Here is an 18183-nt window from a genome sequence, read left to right as displayed (position 1 = left end):
GCTAAGCGACTGAACGCGCGCCCAGAGCGCCTCTTCAAATCCTTCCTCATCGAGATGTCCCGGCTCTTCAAAGATCGCGACGATCGTTTGGAACAAGGCTGGCGAGCGCTTGTAATCTTCCGCAAGCTTGCAAAGCTGCGGGTAGATCCTCAAGTCATCCCAGCCCGACGTGATGTCACGCGCGATGATGATATGCATTTGTTGTCGTGCAAGGGCGGATTTGGCTCCCACACAGGGAAAGTCGGGACGTTTGACAAATGCGCGAAATCTTTCAGCGAGCGGATTTCGCTCGTCCGTCATTACACCGATCATGAACTGATTTCCTTCGGGCTCGTCATGGGCGCACGGTTCAAACATGCTAAGCGCGACCGGCGTTACCGCCCCGCCGTGCGACGCACGCGCCCATGAAGAAGATCCGGTGCCGGCTGACGGGATTGCGGGTTCGCGAAGTTTTGCAGCTCTCGATGCGAAACGCCCCGCTCCATCCTGCTGGCCGCTGCGCGGTAGCAGGCGGCGAAGTTACGGTGAACCTTAGCGATTGAGGAATCGGTTGCGTTCCTCGCGGCTTGCAGTGCTTCATCGGCCCGCCTGCAGAAGTATTCGTAATCGTTTTCACAAGGCATGAAAGCCTCCAGCCTGATACAAGCGACAGATCTCCAATATCTGACATCCGACGCATGCTTGCTGATCGCGGTGGCATCGATAAATTACTTTTAGGTCGCGGTCGGTAAGATTTCTACAACCTCGATCAACATTTTCCAATATTGAAGCCTGGTATATCTGATCATACGCGTGCCCAGGGCTTTCTCAGTCGTCTGCTTTTTCGCGATAAAGCCCGCCTGAGGACGCGCAACAGAGCAGCGAGAGCACTGCGTCGCGCCCGCATGCAGGAACATGGCCCATCGCTAACCGGCCTCACCACGCGCTTCCTTCACCCTGAGCTGCCAACCGCATCCGTAGGAAGTGGGAAACGACGTTCAATTCGATAAATTGAGTTTTGCGATCTTCCTTCAACCGCTTGGGACTGCACGCGTCACACAAGCCCGGTATCGCCGCATCAGGGGATTTTGCCGATCGTGTCGGCAACATATGCTCCTCGCCGACCCATTGGGTTGGGCTTTCCCGTCGTGCTGTCCTGCGCAGTCTGATGCTCGATCTCGGCATTGAACTCGGCGCCCATCAACAACGTATAGGCCGAAAGATAGAGCCAAATCAGCAGCACGACGACCGAACTCAATGCCCCGTAGGTGGCACTGTAATTCGACAGTTTGGCGACATAGACGCCGAACAGCAGCGTCACTGCCAGCCAGGACAATGTCGCAAAGAGCGATCCCGGCGTGATCCACCGCCATTTTGCCGTATGGCGATTGGGTGCGTAGCGATAGATGACCGCAATGACGCCGCTCGCGCACAGGGCTGCCGTCGTCCAGAACAGGATGCGCATGCCTGACAAAAGGAAAAAGGGCGCGGCCGGCATGAGGCCTTCCAGAAAGGCAAGCGCTCCGATTGCCGCGGTGGCGGCCACGCCGAGGACCACTAATCCGGTCGCAATTACAAGAGCGATGAGCGCTATCCGCAAATAACCTCGCGTTTCGTCCTCGTCATAGATCACATTGAGAGAGGCCACGATCGAAGTTGCCCCGTTCGCCACGCCAAATATCGAGAATATAAGCGCAATCGCCAGTCCCATGCCCCTGACCTCAGACGTAGTGCGTCGTGCTTCTATCAACTGATCGGCAATGAGCGTGGCGGCCTGTGCGGGAAGCAGTCTGAACAGCGACAACAAGTGCTGACCAAATGTCTCCGGGTCCGCCACCAGGCCATAAATCATCAGGGATGCCGCAAGCGCCGGCACAAGGGCAATGAACATGTAAAAGGCGACGCCCGCTGCGATCAGACCGATATTGTCAGCGGAGCTTTCATTCCACGTTCGTATCAGAATATCACGCCACGCCCGTCTGGGCATCTCGCCAGGAGACTGAGCATCGCGGCCACGATCGGCCGCGGTGGAGGAAAGGCGCTCAGGCGTCATCTGGAAGAAACGCGCGGCCCCTCGATTTGATCGGGAAACTGAGCGAAATCAGTATTTATTGCTGCAGGGTGCGCGCTGGAGCACGACCAGCGCGAATTTTGATGCAGAGTGCTCCAGTCAAAAGGCAGCCGATGGCGGCGCGCACTGGTTTAGCCAGCTCGGCAACACGCGATCGGTCATTGCGCCGTTTCGCGGTATAGGTGGAGATCTTCACGGGCCAGGCCGGATGCGGTCTTGTCGTCCAGCTGAAGGTACGCATTGGCATTTTTCAATGCCCGGTGCGTATGTCGCACGTGTCAGCCAGATGTCATGCTGCCATCCTGGCAGATGCATTTGCGCCTGTAGCCCGAGCCTTGATCTCCTCCACATGGGCGAGAAAACTGATGACAGGGTCCGCGACCGTCGCAACGTCGGATCGACTCAGCATCAGAATCCCGCTGTCGATGATCGCTTCCAGTGCGACGCGGGCGCGCCCGACACGGCTTTTTATAGTTCCGATGGCCACGCCAGTGATCACCGCCGCCTCCTCATAGGAGAGGCCACCACCAGCGACGAGCATCAGTGCCTCGCGCTGTGGAGCAGGCAGTTGCTGCAATGCACGCACGACATCGTTGAATTGCGTTGCTATGTCCTGCCCTGCGGGTGATGCCAGACGGTCCGCAAGAAGGTCGTCCCAAACGCCGACGAAGCGATTGCGTCGCACTTCCGAATAATAGTGGTTGCGAAGGATCGTGAAGGCCCAGGCACGAAAATGGGTGCCTGCCTCAAATCTCCCGCGCGCGGTCCACATTTTCAGCATCGCCTCCTGGACCAGGTCGTCGGCCTGGTCGAGATTGCGACACAGACCGCGCGCAAACGCACGCAACTGAGGGATCACCGAGCTCATATTGGCCTTGAATTCGTGATCGGTGAGAGGCTGTGCCATGTGGGCGCCGGTTTCAGTTTCCGTCATCCTGGACCTCGCTTCCGAAGAGGGTCGATGCAGCCGCATGTCGCATAAGGCGGATACTGGCATTATTAATGTCCGGTCCGGCAGATGGTTCCGAGAGGGTAATGAAATCGAGCGTGGATCGCCGGTTGGCGACATGCCCCGCGCAATTGACGTCCACGTCATGGATTGTCCTGGCCAGCCCTTTCTCGGCGCAGGCGAACACAGTACTGGGACCGGCCTCGCCCGCACTCGCCAATTCCGTTGCCGATGCAACAGGTGCACTGCGCGACGTGCCGCGGACACCCGCGGTCGTCAAAGCTGCAATTATCCGCGATGACCTTCCGAACGAAGTTCGCGCTCGAGTGCTTCGATAAAGGCCCTGACCTTGGCCGGCACCAGGCGAGCCGTAGGATAGACCGCCCAGATTGCGAGCGGCTCGGGTTCGGCATCGTCAAGTACGATATGCCGCAAGCGACCGCTGCCTACCACACTCTCGACGTCCCAGCTCGAGAGATTGGCGATGCCGAGACCGCCAAGGCAGACCTGATGAAGCGCTTCGATCGAACTCGCGGTGAAATTACCGGAGATTTTTCGGCGAACCGTCTTTCCGCTTTGGACGAAAGCCCAATGCGAGGCGCCCGTCGTCAGCAAACAACGATGGTCCGCGAGATCTGCAAGCGAGCGGGGAGTACCGTGCTGCTCGATATATTCCGGCGACGCACACAGCCAACGGGGATTGTCCTTAAGCCTCCGGGCAACAAGATGATTGTCGCGCAGCTTCGCAATGCGTACCGCGACGTCGATTCCCTGAGCGACAATGTCAATCTGATCGTCGGTCAACAGCAGCTCGACGTGCAGATCCGGATTTGCCCGCATAAATTGGGGGATCATCGCCGCCACGACCTTTCGTCCGAATGCGGCCGAAGCGGTAACCCGTAACAGCCCGCTGACACCGGCGCCCGTCGGGCGAAGCGCGGCCAGCGCGCTGGCGTGCTCGTCCAGTATCGCCCATGCGTGAGGCAGAAAGGCCTCGCCTTCCGTGGTGGGTGACAGGGAGCGCGTCGTCCGATGGACAAGTCGAACGCCGACTTCCGCCTCGAGCGCCGCCAGCCGCCGCGATGCCGCCATCGCATTGATGCCGAGACGCCGTGCGGCCCCAGCAAGACTGCCCACCTGAACCGCCTCAACGAAAATCGCGAGATCTGGAAGGTTCATTACAACGCCTTTCGTTATTCTGTCATAACAAAGTCGGTAGGTACTGCGAAATTCGTTATAACTCTATATTCCCTGCAACGTCATTGTCCGCGCGGCCGCCGAGCGTGTGCCCTGGTACCCGCGCGGGCAGCGCCCTGAGGATTCACCCATGAAGAATACAGTCATTTCTCCCGCGAAGGCGCAGGACGCAACCACGATTGGCCGCGCCCTGACGTTCGCAATGGCGATCGCGGCTGGCCTTGCCGTGGCCAATATCTATTACAACCAGCCGATGCTCGGCATCATGGAACATGATCTGCCCGGCAGTATCACGGGGCTGGTGCCGACCGCCACCCAGCTGGGCTATGCGCTCGGGCTCTTCGCGCTCGTACCCCTTGGCGACCTGATCGAGCGCCGTCGCCTGATTGTGATCCAGTTCCTTGTCCTTGCGGCCGCGCTGATTGGCGCAGCGCTTGCGCCCTCGGCCGCTTTGCTCCTTGTCGCATCGCTGCTGCTCGGTGTCGCGTCGACGGTCGCCCAGCAGATTGTTCCGTTCGCCGCACATCTTGCGCCACCGGAAAAACGTGGTGCGACGGTCGGTACGGTGATGTCCGGCGTCTTGTGCGGGATCTTGTTGAGCCGCACGCTCTCAGGCTTTGTAGGCGCGCACGAAGGGTGGCGCGCCATGTTCTGGCTGGGCGTTCCCATGGCACTGGGGGCGGGCGCTCTCATGGCCTTGACGCTGCCGCGCAGCCATCCCGATACCGATCACAGCTACAAGAGCCTGATGGTCTCGCTCGTTCATCTGTGGCGCGAATTCGGCGAGTTGCGTCTCGCCGCCATGACCCAGGCTCTGCTCTTCGGCGCCTTCACTGCCTTCTGGTCTATCCTTGCGCTCCGCCTTCAGGAGCCTCGCTTTGCTCAGGGCGCCGAAGTTGCAGGTCTGTTCGGCATCGTTGGCGCGGTCGGTATCCTTGCGGCACCCATCGCTGGTCGCGTTGCCGACAAGCGCGGTCCCCGCAAGGTCATCGTGGCCGGGACAATCCTGACCGTGGTTTCATGGGCGGTCTTTGGGCTTTGGGCCTCGATCGTCGGGTTGGTGGTTGGGTGCATCCTGCTCGACTTCGCCGTCCAGAGCGTGCTCGTCTCAAATCAGCACATCGTCTATGCGCTCCGGCCCGAAGCACGGGCGCGGCTGAACACGATCTTCATGGGGTCGATGTTCCTGGGAGGTGCGGGCGGTGCCGCAGCGGCGACAGCGGCATGGAACGTCGGCGGCTGGAGTGCGGTGTCCATCCTCGGGGGCGCGCTCGCGGTGCTCGGCTCAACGCTGCAACTCGCCAACGTGCCGAAGGCTCGGTGAACATGCGCGAGGGCGCGGGACCGTGCGTCAGCTTCTCGGTGCTATCCGCGCTGGGGAGGGCTATGCGGTATATGTCGCGGCGGATGCGTGCGGTGGCCTGACTCGGGCCAGCCACGATGCGGCGCTGCGGCGCATGGAACAGGCCGGTGCGGTCATGACCTCCTGGCTCCAGTTCCTGCTGGAGATGCAACGCGACTGGACGCGCGACGACACCTACGAGGCGGCGCGGGGAATCGTGGTTGATCACGGTGGCGGCTACGGCATCGGGCTCGACTACGCGCGCGACATGATCCACCCCGCCTGAGGAGACGCTGCATGTCCTTCCCCTTCGACGCCACCGACTGGCACATCATTCCCGAGCGCAGCTTTGACCAGTTGAAGATCGGCGAAATCTTTCGTGCACCCAGCCGCACGCTGACCGACGCTCATGCCTGCGCCTTCCAGACCGTATCGTGCGACAACCACCCGATCCATTACGACGTCAGCTACGCCAAGCGCTTCGGACACCCGGCGCCGGTTGTCCACGGGCTTCAGGTGCTCGCATTCACGGCGCCAGGTGCGACGCTGCTGCCGCACAATTTCGGATCGACTTTGTTGCCTTCGCCGGCCTGTCCGTGAAGTTTTCGAAGGAGGTTCATGCCGGCGACACGCTGTATTCCGCGTTGGAGATCGTGTCGCTGAATCCGATGGGAGATATTGGCGAGGTCACCACTAATGTGACGGTCCACAATCAGGACGGCGAATTGGTACTGTCCGATCAGCACAGCTACCTGCTGCGAACGGCGTGAAGATGGAGCGGGTAGTACCCGCTCGCTTTATCCATTGCGTGATTGGCCGCCCTGAGATGCGTGCCTCTGGAAAGAAGATCGTGGGGCTCGCTCAGTCCGCTGCGCACTTGGATATACGTCGCTCGGTGCCAGCGCCGAGACTACGGGGAGGGCAGTGCCCTCCCATCTTCGTCGAGATAGCCTCGTTGCGCTGCACCACCTGCGACCACCGGTACGAACATGGGCTTCGCCTGCGTCAAGACACGCTGTGCTTCCAATGCGTATCGAAGCTCGCGGCGCCAGGTGTAGAGCTGCGAGGTCCGGATATCGTGCCGCCGAGCAAGCGCCGTAAGGTTATCGCAATGCTGCGCCTCCGCGACGATCGCCGGCTTCTGCTCCAAGCTCCATGATCGCCGCCGACCGGCCATCCCACTGAGCACCTCAAGACGCCGAACCGGCTCCGATGAACTCCAGTGCGGGTGTCCAGTCCGGTCGTAAGCGCTTCCTCGTCCATGCCTGCGTGTCTGCCTCAATCACTCAGCCAAACAAGGTGGGGAGCAAACGTCGCTTACATTTCGCGTGCTTAAATTGCAGCTGACCATCCGCGCTCCCGCGCGGATCTGTTGGTGTCCAGCTCGGACAGGCGGGATGGGCGTCACGTCCTCTAGCCCCGCCCGGACGTGCTGCAACCCGGCTGTGCCGGGTCCTCCTCTTCGTTTCAGCCCTTCGGGTGCAGCCCGTCCTGTCAGGGCGTGGCTGCCGGTCGCTCCTGTCGCCCACCCCGCCATCCGGCCGGGTCCGGTGGCGAGGAAAGGAGCGAAGACCCATGCACCGCACATTAACGACCGAAGATCGTGTCAGCCTTTACGCCGGTGTCACACAGAAGGTGATTTCAGAACTCGAGGTCGGACGCCTGCCATGGGTGCAGCCTTGGAATGCAGGAGAAGCGATCTGCGATCTCCCGCACAATGCGGGGACGCTTCGGCATTATTCGGGGATCAATGTGCTGATCCTCTGGCATGCATGCACTGAAGCTGGCTGGCAGTCGCAGCGCTGGCTGACCTACCGGCAGGCGCTGGCATTGGGCGGCCATGTCCGCAGGGGCGAGCAGGGCACGAGTGTCTGTTACGCAGATAAGTTTGTGCCCAGGGACGAGCAGACACGCGCATCACAGGAAGGAGACGAGGCGCGCACCTTCGCATTCCTCAAGCGCTTTACCGTCTTCAACATCGACCAGTGCGAGAACCTGCCCGAGCATGTGACGGCACTGCCCGAGCGTCCCTCGAAGCATGCCATCTATGTCGAGGCCGAGGAGATCATCGTCAATTCGCGTGCCGATTTCCGCGTCGGTGGCAGCAAGGCCTATTATGCCCCCGGACCCGATTATGTGCAGGTGCCCGAACAGGCCGCCTTTCATCATCCGCTCGACTGGTACCGCACCGTATTTCACGAGCTTGGCCACTGGACCGGCCATGCATCGCGCCTGAACCGTGAGCAGCGCGGCACCTTTGGTGGTCCCGATTATGCCCGCGAGGAACTGGTGGCAGAAATGGCTTCGGCCTTTGTCTGTGCGGCGCTGCGCATTCAGCCGGTCGTCCGCCATTCGGATTACATTGGCGCATGGCTGGACGTGCTCAAGGGCGACGAGCGCGCGATCTTTCGTGCGGCATCCCAGGCAAGCAAGGCTGCCGACATTCTGCTGGGCAAGGGCAGGGGAGAGGCGTCATGAGCGGCTTCCTGACCCTCCGCTGGCGGCACCTGCGCCTGCGATTTTCGTGCCGCCTGGGCAGGCCCCGTTCGCTCGGCGAGCGGATCGACCGCGCGGCCGCAACCATGCCCTTGTTCACCTACACGGTGTTCAACATGCATCGTCATGAGGGACATGATTACGCGACCATCGCGAAGATGCTCCGGATTGATGTCGACGAGGTCGAACGGCATATCGCCGCCGCCCTGCTGCACCTCGCCGTCGCACTTGATCGTGATGTTTGACGCTGGATCCGCCCTCGCTGCACAACGGCGAGGGCGGATTATTTCGGATCATGTCAGCCTTGCCAAAGCGCTGGTGCTCCACGAAAAGATCGATGACCATGCGCAAGTACCTTGATCATCTTCCCGCCGCCAAACAGCGCGATCTCGAGCGCGTGCTCAAGATCATCTTCGAGGAATTCGAGGATGCAACGGCGCTTGGGAGCCATGACTGGAAGAAGAAGGGCCGCATCCTCAAGGTCATTCTCTATGGTTCCTATGCGCGTGGAAACTGGGTCGACGAGCCGCACACCGCCAAGGGCTACCAGTCCGATTTCGACCTCTTGATCATCGTCAACAACCAGAGACTGACCGACCCGATCAAGTTCTGGGAGAAGGCCGAGGACCGGCTGATCCGCGAATATTCGATCACGCAGACGATCAGGACTCCGGTCAATTTCATCGTCCATACGCTTGGCGAGGTGAATGACGGTCTCGCGCATGGACGGTATTTCTTCATGGATATCGCGAAGGACGGCATCGCGCTTTACGAGAGCGAAGACAGCGAGCTTCATACCCCCAAGCCCAAGACGCCTAACGACGCTCTCGCCATGGCGAAGGAATATTTCGAGGAGTGGTATCCAAGCGCAAATGTATTTCTGAATACGTCCCGCGATCTAGCGCGTCAGAAGCGTCCGAAAGAGGCCGCATTTATTCTACATCAGGCGACGGAACGCGTTTACCATTGCGTGCTGCTCGTGGTCACCTTCTACACTCCACACGTGCACAATCTGGGCTTCCTGCGCACCCAGGCCGAACGTCTTGACCGGCGATTGATCGATGCCTGGCCGCGCGAGACCAAGCGCGATCGCGCGCGGTTTGAGAAGCTGAAGGACGCCTATGTGAAGGCGAGATACTCCAAGCATTACCGCATCACCGAAGAGGAACTGAGCTGGCTCGGCGAACGCGTCGAGGAGCTCGGCCGCATCGTGCATATCATCTGCAGCGAGCGCCTCGCCGGGCTGGAAGAGGCAGCGGTTAACCGAAAAAGCTAAGCCAGCGGACAACAGTTTTCGACGCATTTTGTTAGCGAAATGGGCGGACGCTCGGGCGCTTACCTCCTGGATGTAACGGGAGGCAGATAGCGAACGAGCTGCCTATGCCGCGCGAAAACGCCGTCGTCGAGGAGTTCCGACGGCGCGCCGCCAAATGCATCACCGAGGTCGAACTTGGCGAACTTCTGGCTGAGGCCAGTCGTGAAATGGGCTTTGATTTTTTCGCCCTGTCCTATTCGCATGGACTGGAGCGCCTATCACCGCGTCTGGTGGGCCTGGACAATTATCCCGACGCCTGGGCCGAGCGCATGATCGGTCAAAAGCTCTTCATCGACGATCCGATCCTGCATGCCAGTCTGCGCGCCAATTGCGGTTTCGAATGGAGCGAATTGCCGAAATTGCTCGTGATTCATGAGCGGCACCGAGCCGTTCTGGATGGAGGCGCCAGGGCGGGACTGCGACATGGATTCACCGTCCCTGCAAACGTACCTTTCGAACCCTCAGGCTCATGTTCTTTTGCAACGCCGAAGACGCGATCGCTGCGCGCGTGGCAACTGGAAGCTGCAGAACTGATCGGCGGGCATGCGCTGAAAATTGCGCGGCAGATTCACGGTTGGCCTCGATTTCCGCCGTCCGAAGTGAAGCTCAGCCCACGCGAGATCGAGGTGCTTCACTGGGTCGCGCGCGGCAAATCCAACATCGATATCGCCGCGATTATCGGCATCGGAGCCCAGACTGTGAAGAGTTACGTCGCCGCGATCCTCACCAAGATCGGTGTCGCCGACCGCACACAGGCGGCGCTCACGGCAGCGCGCTGGGGACTCATCAGCGCCGAGGATGCAATTCCCCCAACTGGGTGAATACCGTTTGGAACTTTAGCCTGTTTTCATCCGGCACAACATTGCCGGAGGACATCATGATTTCCATCAAAGGAAGGCGACCCCATGACAGAACATCCCGGAACAGCGACCTGTCGGCTCGGCCGGACGGGGTTCCGGATGATCCCGCCAACGACGAAACTGAGCGCGCACGGCGCGCGCGCAAAGGTAACCCTTATCTCGTTTCAAAACAGGCCGCGGCCTATCTCGGTGTGTCGGCATCTTATCTGGGGCAGTTGAGAGGCAAGGGCACCGGCCCGAACTACCGACGACATGCCAAGAGCTATCTGTATCATATCGATGACCTGATCGCCTGGTCCAACGCGCAGTCACGTGAGCCAAAGCGATGAGCCGGCAAGCGACGAGTGTAGGCGATCTGTCGCTCAATGCCTGGCAAGAAGCGCGCCGCCGGATGCGTTTCATCCGAAGCCAATTGCGGTGCAGCGCGGTATCGGTGGGCGTGCTGGCGGGTTTCCTGGCGTACACGGTCTACGTCCCAGCAACGCCGCGTCTCGTGTGGAACACTAGCGCCAGCGCACCGATCGGCCTCTACTTCATCAGGCCCAAGACACGCGTGCTTCGAGGCGATACGGTCATCGCCCGCGTGCCACAAGCGATGCGAAAGCTCGCGGCCTGGCGGCACTATCTTCCCGAGAATGTCCCGCTCGTGAAGCGCGTCGCGGCAACGCCTGGCGACAAGATTTGTGGAATAGGCCCCGCCATTTTCGTGAATGGCAGGCGTGTTGTGACGCGCCTTCGCGTCGATGCCCGCGGGCGATCCATGCCATGGTGGCACGGGTGCAAGACGCTTCGACAGCGCGAGTTTTTCCTGCTCATGGACGGGCATACAGCATCGTTCGACGGACGCTATTTCGGCATCACCTCGGCCTCGGACATTCTCGGTACGGCGCGCCTCCTATGGACATATTGAAGGATGGATTGGCTGCGCTTGCGCTGGCCGTGGCTACTCCTGCTGAAGCAAACGCCGTCGCCCGTTGGCAGCCATTTGTTGCCGAGGCATCGGTACGTTTCGGAATCCCGGAGCAGTGGATCAACAGCGTCATGCGCGCAGAAAGTGCAGGGCGGACGGAACGCTATGGGCGACCCATCCGGTCGCGGGCAGGGGCGATGGGCTTGATGCAACTTATGCCGGCGACCTGGGCCGCCATGCGGAACCGTTACGGCCTGGGCCGCGACCCCGACGATCCGCGCGACAACATCCTCGCTGGTACTGCCTACCTTCGCGAAATGTATGATCGCTTCGGGCATCCAGGCCTGTTCGCGGCATACAATGCAGGGCCCGGTCGCTATGCCGATCATCTGGCCACCGGACGTCGACTGCCCTCTGAAACCGTCGCCTATCTGGCAGCGGTGACTGGCCCGCTTGCGCGGTCTGCGGCTGCTACAGACACAATCACGCAAGCCTTGTTTGTTGTCCGTCGAACGCCGAATTCGGAGGCCACAGCTGCGATTTCAAACGTCGCGCCAGAGGGCATTTTGTTCGTCATCCGCAAGTCTGGCCAATGAGCATTGGTCGCTGTCAGATCGAGCTTCACTCCGTCGCAGACTGGGGAGCTGGGGGGCTGGAACGGGTCAGCGGGCGACGGCAAGAGAAAGGCAATGCCGAAACGGCCTTGCTATGTCTTTGTCTGCACATCGTTTTTTCACGCGATGGGCGTGTGGAATTACGAGACTCGGCATTGAAAATTGGCGGAAATCTGACGTTTATTGCCCGGAATCGCGAGGCTCCTGCCCAAATTGGCGGCCGACCATGAGCGAAGACAAGTTCGAGCCCAAGCTCGGCCGGATGCGCGCAAAGGGCGGCGGACGTGGTCGCAAATATGTCGGGCGGATCGTTGTGGCCGCAGCACGCTCGGCGGCGAAAGGCGAGATCAGAAATCGGCGCTTCGACGGCAGCCGCATCGGGCGCGGAGCTAGCATCGGCCGGCTCCTCGGAAGTCGGGATCGCCTTGGCACAGATCGGCGCCGTCGCGCGGTTGTGAAGACACGGCTCGTGCGCCTGGGCGCGAAAGGCCTGTCGGCCGCCCGCGCGCATCTGCGTTACATCCAGCGTGATGGTGTTACGCGGGACGGTGCACCCGGCGAGCTTTATTCAGCCGCATTTGATCAGGCTGACGGTAGGGCCTTTCTCGAGCGGTGCGATGGTGATCGACATCAGTTCCGTTTCATCGTCTCGGCTGAAGAGGGATCAGAATATCCTGATCTGAAGCCGCTGACCCGTCGACTGATGACTCAGATGGAAGCCGATCTCGGAACGAAACTCGACTGGGTCGCGGTCGACCATTTCAACACGGCGCATACCCACACCCACATCATGCTGCGTGGTGTCGATGATCGGGGTCAGAACCTGATCATCGCCCGCGAATATATCGCGCATGGAATTCGCGAGCGGGCGACCCAATTGGTCACGCTCGATCTCGGCCCGCGCACTACCCTGGAGATCGAAGCGAAGTTGCGCCACGATATCGGCGAGGAGCGGCTGACTGCAATCGACCGGCGATTGCTTCAGTCGATGGACTCCGATCTCACTGTAACGGTGAGCGACCGCGATCCTTTCCAGCAATCGCTGCGCGCCGGGCGTCTCCAGAAGCTCGGCAGCCTTGGATTCGCCGAGCATATCGGTGGCGGGCGCTGGCAGCTCGCCGATGCGCTTGAGGACGCGCTGCGGCGCTTGGGCGAACGCGCGGACATCATCCGCACAATGCAACGCGAGTTAACCGCCCGGAAGGTCAGCCGCCCCTGGCAGGTGCGTGTCCAATTGGAGCCGGGCGATATCGCGTCTTCACCGGTCATCGGAAAGGTGGTCGTGCGCGGACTGGCCGACGAGCACCGCGACCGGCACTATCTGATCGTCGACGGCGTCGACGGTCGTGCGCATTATATCGATATCGGAAGGGGCGATGCGGTCGAGCCGACTCCCGAGGGCGCAATCGTCCGGATCGGCGCGCGCGATCTTGGCATCCGCGAAGTCGACCGCACCGTCTCCGCGGTGGCGGTAGCGAGCGAAGGGAGATATTCGGTCGATCTCCACCTCAGGCACGATCCGACCGCGACCCAAGCGTTTGCAGTAGCGCATGTCCGTCGACTCGAGGCCATGCGCAAGGTGATCGGGAGTCTCGAGCGCAATCCCGACGGCAGTTGGACAATCGCACCCGACCATGTCCAGCGCGCCGCAGAATATGAGGCGCACCGGTTCCGTGATCAGCCTGTGGAGGTCACGATCCTGTCGGCCACGAAGCTGGAACACTTGCCGGTGGCTGACGCCGTGACATGGCTGGACCGGGAATTGGCATCGGATTTTCCAACGCCGATACGCGACGCCGGTTTTGGGCGTGAGGTGCGAGGCGCGATGGCAGCGCGTCGGCAATGGCTTGTTGAGCAACAGCTTGCCGATGTTGACGGCGATCGGGTTCGTGTCCGCGCGAATGCGATCCTGATACTGCAAGGACGCGAATTGTTGCGTGTGGGCGAGCGGCTGGCGGACGAACTCGGCAAGGCGCTCGTCGACACACGACCTGGCGATGAGATCTCGGGGAGGCTGACCCGGAACGTGGAGTTGGTCAGCGGTAAGTTCGTATTGATCGAGAAGTCACGGGAATTTTCGCTTGTGCCGTGGCGACCGACGCTCGACGGGCGGCTCGGAAAGACCGCATCGGGGATCATGCGCGCGGACGGGATCAGCTGGCGGTTTGGTCGCGAGCGAGCAGGGCCGGAGATTTCTTGATCGAGCAAACCTCGGTCAGCAGATACCGGCAATCGAGCGGCAGTTCCGTCGACAGTGCCGACAGTCCGGAATCGGGAACGGATTGCGGTAAGCCGCCGATCGTTCAGGTCGGCCAATTCGATCCAGTGAATGACCGCAAGGTCGACGATCCGGAACGGCGGCTAGGAGTGCGGGAAGGCGGAAAGCTGCCGTTCCAGTCGGTGGAAGCTCGCGTTAGCACGGCTGCCCAGTTGCAGCCATTAAGGGCGCAACCTTGCCAAAGTTGGGGTCGAGCGTTCGAACTCCTTTGCCGTTCCAATATTTTCAATAGCATAGTAAGGCTTCCACCGGCAGGTGGATTGCATTATTGGATGAAGGATCCATCCGTAACCGTCGAGACTAGGCTTGACACATGCGCCGTCGCCGAACTCCGTCGGTGCACAGATAATGCGCGTGCTCGACCTTGGTCGAGGGGACTGAGGTTCGGGCAGAAGGGGCCGCGTTTGGGTCTGGAGCGAAAGCTTAGTGCTGAAGACCAACAAGTTGTCCGAGCTTGGCTCGGCGGACTGAGCTCCGCCTGCGAGGAAATCTACGCGTCTCTTTGTAGGCTGGCGGATGCCGATGAATTTCCCGGACGGGCGCGCCTCATTGGTCACTGTATTCGCGAACTACGTGTGGGGCTTTTGGCCATTTTCGTGGGCGAACAAACGGAGCGGGTGGATTATCTCGCCGAATTGCGAGCCATCGGGAAAAAGATGGAAGCTGAGGGCTCCACCACCGATCCAACCGCCAACACCAAGGTGCCAAACACAACCCCGGCTACCATTGGGCCCGACTCCGCCCGCATGCTTCAAGACCTCATCGGGAAAAGCGAGGCAAAAACAGCTTCGCTCGTCCATCAAATGGCAGAGATGCTTCGCCAAATCCGCCTTGAGTCTGGTGGCCCAGTATCGAACCTCAAGACCATCGCAGCCGATTTTAAGGCGGTTACGGAAACGCATAGGATTGCGCACTCGCGAGAAACAGACACTGAACTGATTGATGAAGCCTTTGTGGCTCGATTGGCCGCTTTCGAGGGCTATCTGCATAATTTCGCCACTGCCCGCCGCTTTGTGGCACGGCTGGAGACGCTTGATGACATCTTGGACGAAGCCAACCGACCCGCAAGTTGACGAGGCCGTGCGGCAACTGATCGACGGTGGGCACTACGCCTATTTCTTTGATCGGTTGAAGAATCCGCTGTGGCTGGAGCCGCTTTATGCGCGTGGGTTCTTCAGAGACCCACCTGGTCTAATTGAAGATGTGGAAGCTGGCACAATCACCGTGCCGAAATGGCCTGAATCTGGTTACCTAGCCCGGGTTGCATCTGACCAGCCAGAGCTGGTTTTGAGCATTTTGAAAGCGTTTCCCGAGACGCCGAATAGCAGGGTACAAGAGGATTTGGTGGAAGCGCTTTTGGCTATCCCGGCGCCGGATGCGGCCACAGCGATGTCGCGCGTCCTCGAATGGACGGATTCGCGATATCGGTTCCGGCTTCAGGATAAGCTTGGGGAGCTGGCGGTGCATCTGGCCAAAGGTGGTGCGCAGCCGGATGCCCTGAAGCTGGCTAAATCAATTTTGGCAGTCCGCGGCACCCGGTTTGCCAACGACACATCAAGCTATGACGAATGGGAATATGGAAAGTTTCTGGAGAAGTACTTTCCTGAGCTTAGCGTTGCGGCACCGCTAGGAGCGTTCGCGCTACTCAATGACATTCTTCGAGATGCCATCGAGGTCCGCAAGGAGGGTCGCGACTATTCTTTCATCTGGCGGCCGGCCATCGAGCAACATGATCAGAATCTGGGGCATTCAATAGAGGATCACCTTATCGACGCGGTGGTCAGTAGCGCTCAGTCAATCCTCAGAGCCGACCCGGGGCAGCTCTCTGCCGTTTTGGGCCAACTACGCCGTCATAAGCTTCCGTTGTTCATTCGTTTAGAATTGTTTCTTTTGCAGGAGTTCGGCCAGCTCGACCCAGCAGAGACCGCGAAGCGGCTCGGTGACAGAACTCTATTCGATGATGCTGCCATCAAGCATGAATATGCTGGCTTACTGGCAGCCCAATTCGCTGACCTCCCGCAAGAGCTCCGCGATCACATCATCGGATGGATAAAATTGGGCCCAGATGCGACCGATTGGTGTGCGGCCGTAGCGAAGCAGCAAGGGGCTCCACCATCTGAGGATGAGGTACGCAAGTATGAGCGTTACTGGCAGCGTGACAGGATAGCTTGGTTCAATGATGCAATCCCCGACGAGCTGGCCGGGGAGTACGAAGAGCTCATCAAAGAGCTTGGGCCGCCCGATCACCCGACATTCGCGAGCTATTCAAGGGGTGGCTGGGTCGGGCCCACTAGCCCGAAGACAGAAGATGACCTGCGCGCGATGGCGCCGGAAGGACTGTTGTCGTTCATGAAGGATTGGGAGCCATCCCCCGAGTGGATGGCGGATACGCGCTCAGGTCTGGGAAGAACGTTCGAAGCAGTCGTGAGCAGCGATCCATCAAGATTTGCCCCTCTCGCAACTAGCTTCCGGGAACTTCATCCGACGTACGCTGGCCACCTTTTCTCGGGTCTTGGAAAGTCGAAGTGGGACGCTCGCGGTTGGGAGTGGGCCTCCGTTTTTGACCTTTTGGATTGGGTTATAGAGCAGGAAGACGACCAGCCTGGAGCTGATGACGATAGGCTGGATCACACTTGGACATCCACCAAGCTTGAGGCCGTTAGACTGCTTGATGCCGCTTTGCGGAACAATGGCCTGGAGTTTGCGGATAGGGGTCGCGTTTGGGCCATCCTAGAGAAGCTTAGCGCTCACCCTGATCCAAGTTCAGAGGACTTCACCGACTGGGCAGCAAGCGAACCTTGGACGCAATCACTCAATACGGTTCGCGGGGAAACATTTCACACGATCACCCAATATGCGCTTTGGTGTAATCGCAACTTAGAAGAAGGGGAGAGGGGCAAGGGCTTTGATACGATGCCCGAAGTTAGGGCAGTATTGGACGTTCACTTGGACCTCAAACGCGAGGGCGCGCCTGCTATTCGCTCGGTTTACGGTCAGTTTTTCCCTTGGCTGCATCTGATCGACAAGGAGTGGGCATCGGCCAACGCGGCCGCGATTTTCCCCCAATCAGCGGACTTGCAGTTGTATTGGTACGCGGCTTGGGGGGCCTACATTCTCTTTGTCTCACCTTACGACGAAATCTTGTCTGTGTTGAGGGGCGAGTACGATTTTGCTTGTGAGAAGCTTGAGAACACTCCGGAGGAATGGGAGCGAAGGGATTTGGCTTCCCGCTTGTCTGAGCACCTGATGATCTATTTCTGGCGCGGCAAACTCGATGACGACGCGGGACGAACGCTGCTGCGCAAGTTCTGGGAGAAAGCCCCCGCCCGCACACGTGGCAATGCCATTCGATTCCTTGGCAACACTCTCGCAGATCGCTCTCTGGAAATTTCGCCGGATCGCCTCGAACAATTGCAAGAAATTTGGAACGACCGCCTTGAAACGGACTCATCAGATAAAGCCGAAGAGCTCTCCTATTTTGGTAGCTGGTTTGCGTCGGGAAGGTTCCCGGCTGCGTGGGTGCTCGGCAAATTGCGGGAGACTGTGGCCCAAGCGCGATCACTTAAGGATCGCGAGAATGTATTTGGCTCATTGCCGTCGACTGCTCCAGCCGAGCCATTGCTGACCGCGGAAGCGTTGCGGGACCTTATCAACATTTCAAAAGACCCGTGGGGCATCGATTACAAGGAAGATGAGATCAAACAGACACTCGCACTAATCGCAGCTTCAGCCGATGGGCGGGCGGTCGAGTTGGCCCAAGAGTGTGTCGATTTGCTCGCTGCTCGTGGATATCTTTCCTTCAGGGAAGCGTTAAGTGGTGCGAAGGGTGACACGACAGGTACCTGACGTCGTTTGCTGGTCTGTCGTGGTCTGAACGGCCGGAAAGTCCGCGGTCAGGTCTGTCTGGTCCTGAACCACTCAGCCAGTTCTTTTTCGCCCAGCTCACCAGATGCGAGTTGCAAAACCGCGTCGATGGCTTCCTCGGGTCGAAAGGCGATGCTGATGTCATTCAAGGTGAGGAAGAGGCGCGCAAGTACCCAGGCGGTACGCTTGTTACCATCGGTGAAGGGATGGTTGCGCGCCACGCCATAGGCATAGGCAGCCGCTAGCGCGCAACAATCGGCTTCGCCGTAAGTCCATTGATGACGTGGGCGAGCGAGAGCAGACTCCAA

At 59.8% G+C, this 18183-nt stretch carries 19 protein-coding genes, 1 tRNA gene and 1 pseudogene; 15 read left to right on the top strand and 6 right to left on the bottom strand.

Going from position 1 to position 18183, the window contains the following annotated elements; all coding sequences use genetic code 11:
- The 4 genes from MKI88_RS20135 to MKI88_RS20120 all read right to left on the bottom strand — a co-directional run.
- Positions 1-312: YqcI/YcgG family protein (locus MKI88_RS20135; RefSeq protein WP_241633339.1), on the bottom strand; the 312-nt coding region annotated here is incomplete at its 3' end.
- Between the two features lie 745 nt (positions 313-1057).
- Positions 1058-2032, bottom strand: coding sequence for a YihY/virulence factor BrkB family protein (locus MKI88_RS20130; RefSeq protein WP_241633338.1), 975 nt, complete (start codon positions 2030-2032; stop codon positions 1058-1060).
- Between the two features lie 307 nt (positions 2033-2339).
- Positions 2340-2984, bottom strand: a complete 645-nt coding sequence (locus MKI88_RS20125; RefSeq protein WP_241633337.1) for a sigma-70 family RNA polymerase sigma factor — start codon at positions 2982-2984, stop codon at positions 2340-2342.
- Positions 2985-3287: 303 nt separating this feature from the next.
- Complete coding sequence (locus tag MKI88_RS20120) at positions 3288-4178, bottom strand: LysR family transcriptional regulator (RefSeq protein WP_241633336.1); 891 nt, start codon at positions 4176-4178, stop codon at positions 3288-3290.
- Positions 4179-4326: 148 nt separating this feature from the next.
- Here MKI88_RS20120 and MKI88_RS20115 point away from each other — a divergent pair, with 148 nt between their 5' ends.
- From MKI88_RS20115 to MKI88_RS21495, 4 genes and pseudogenes are all read left to right on the top strand, one after another.
- Positions 4327-5520 (top strand): MFS transporter, encoded by a 1194-nt coding sequence (locus tag MKI88_RS20115; protein WP_241633335.1) that lies wholly within the window; start codon positions 4327-4329, stop codon positions 5518-5520.
- Positions 5521-5543: 23 nt separating this feature from the next.
- Positions 5544-5824 (top strand): annotated as a pseudogene (locus MKI88_RS20110) (isochorismatase family protein); the annotation flags it as partial.
- 11 nt (positions 5825-5835) lie between these two features.
- Positions 5836-6138 carry a MaoC family dehydratase gene (locus tag MKI88_RS21500; RefSeq protein WP_348636289.1) on the top strand — a complete coding sequence of 101 codons (303 nt, stop codon included), beginning with the start codon at positions 5836-5838 and terminating at the stop codon, positions 6136-6138.
- A complete protein-coding gene (locus MKI88_RS21495) occupies positions 6135-6308 on the top strand; it encodes a hypothetical protein (protein WP_348636288.1) in 174 nt (57 codons plus the stop codon). Before MKI88_RS21500 ends, MKI88_RS21495 begins: the two co-directional genes overlap by 4 nt.
- Positions 6309-6448: 140 nt before the next feature.
- On the opposite strand, the gene MKI88_RS21540 is transcribed toward MKI88_RS21495, so the two are convergent.
- On the bottom strand, positions 6449-6715 hold the full coding sequence (locus MKI88_RS21540) for a transposase (RefSeq protein WP_407073393.1): 267 nt from the start codon (positions 6713-6715) through the stop codon (positions 6449-6451).
- A 398-nt stretch (positions 6716-7113) separates the two neighbouring features.
- Here MKI88_RS21540 and MKI88_RS20100 point away from each other — a divergent pair, with 398 nt between their 5' ends.
- The 11 genes from MKI88_RS20100 (at position 7114) to MKI88_RS20050 (ending at position 17857) form a co-directional block, all read left to right on the top strand.
- On the top strand, positions 7114-8016 hold the full coding sequence (locus MKI88_RS20100) for an ArdC family protein (protein WP_241633334.1): 903 nt from the start codon (positions 7114-7116) through the stop codon (positions 8014-8016).
- Positions 8013-8279 carry a sigma factor-like helix-turn-helix DNA-binding protein gene (locus tag MKI88_RS20095; RefSeq protein ID WP_241633333.1) on the top strand — a complete coding sequence of 89 codons (267 nt, stop codon included), beginning with the start codon at positions 8013-8015 and terminating at the stop codon, positions 8277-8279. Before MKI88_RS20100 ends, MKI88_RS20095 begins: the two co-directional genes overlap by 4 nt.
- 98 nt (positions 8280-8377) lie before the next feature.
- On the top strand, positions 8378-9310 hold the full coding sequence (locus MKI88_RS20090) for a HEPN domain-containing protein (protein ID WP_241633332.1): 933 nt from the start codon (positions 8378-8380) through the stop codon (positions 9308-9310).
- A gap of 104 nt (positions 9311-9414) precedes the next feature.
- A complete protein-coding gene (locus tag MKI88_RS20085) occupies positions 9415-10170 on the top strand; it encodes an autoinducer binding domain-containing protein (protein WP_241633331.1) in 756 nt (251 codons plus the stop codon).
- A 56-nt stretch (positions 10171-10226) separates the two neighbouring features.
- Positions 10227-10538 (top strand): DNA-binding protein, encoded by a 312-nt coding sequence (locus MKI88_RS20080; protein ID WP_348636287.1) that lies wholly within the window; start codon positions 10227-10229, stop codon positions 10536-10538.
- Entirely contained in the window at positions 10535-11119 is a 585-nt protein-coding gene (locus MKI88_RS20075; protein ID WP_241633330.1) for a S26 family signal peptidase, read from the top strand. The genes MKI88_RS20080 and MKI88_RS20075 overlap by 4 nt, the downstream gene beginning before the upstream one ends.
- A complete protein-coding gene (locus tag MKI88_RS20070) occupies positions 11107-11715 on the top strand; it encodes a lytic transglycosylase domain-containing protein (RefSeq protein WP_241633329.1) in 609 nt (202 codons plus the stop codon). Before MKI88_RS20075 ends, MKI88_RS20070 begins: the two co-directional genes overlap by 13 nt.
- A 244-nt stretch (positions 11716-11959) precedes the next feature.
- Entirely contained in the window at positions 11960-13933 is a 1974-nt protein-coding gene (rlxS, locus tag MKI88_RS20065; protein WP_241633340.1) for a relaxase/mobilization nuclease RlxS, read from the top strand.
- Positions 13934-14151: 218 nt separating this feature from the next.
- Positions 14152-14230, top strand: a tRNA-Gly gene (locus MKI88_RS20060).
- Between the two features lie 185 nt (positions 14231-14415).
- Positions 14416-15084: a hypothetical protein gene (locus MKI88_RS20055; RefSeq protein ID WP_241633328.1), complete on the top strand. Its 669-nt coding sequence runs from the start codon at positions 14416-14418 to the stop codon at positions 15082-15084.
- Positions 15047-17857: a hypothetical protein gene (locus tag MKI88_RS20050; protein ID WP_241633327.1), complete on the top strand. Its 2811-nt coding sequence runs from the start codon at positions 15047-15049 to the stop codon at positions 17855-17857. The genes MKI88_RS20055 and MKI88_RS20050 overlap by 38 nt, the downstream gene beginning before the upstream one ends.
- Positions 17858-17904: 47 nt before the next feature.
- On the opposite strand, the gene MKI88_RS20045 is transcribed toward MKI88_RS20050, so the two are convergent.
- On the bottom strand, positions 17905-18183 hold a 279-nt coding region (locus MKI88_RS20045; protein WP_241633326.1), incomplete at its 5' end, for a type II toxin-antitoxin system death-on-curing family toxin.

The sequence above is a fragment of the Sphingomonas sp. LaA6.9 genome, assembly GCF_022601895.1.
Taxonomy (GTDB): Bacteria; Pseudomonadota; Alphaproteobacteria; order Sphingomonadales; family Sphingomonadaceae; genus Sphingobium_A.
The sequence above is the reverse complement of the archived record's forward strand: the minus strand, read 5'-3'. Positions and strand labels throughout refer to the sequence as shown.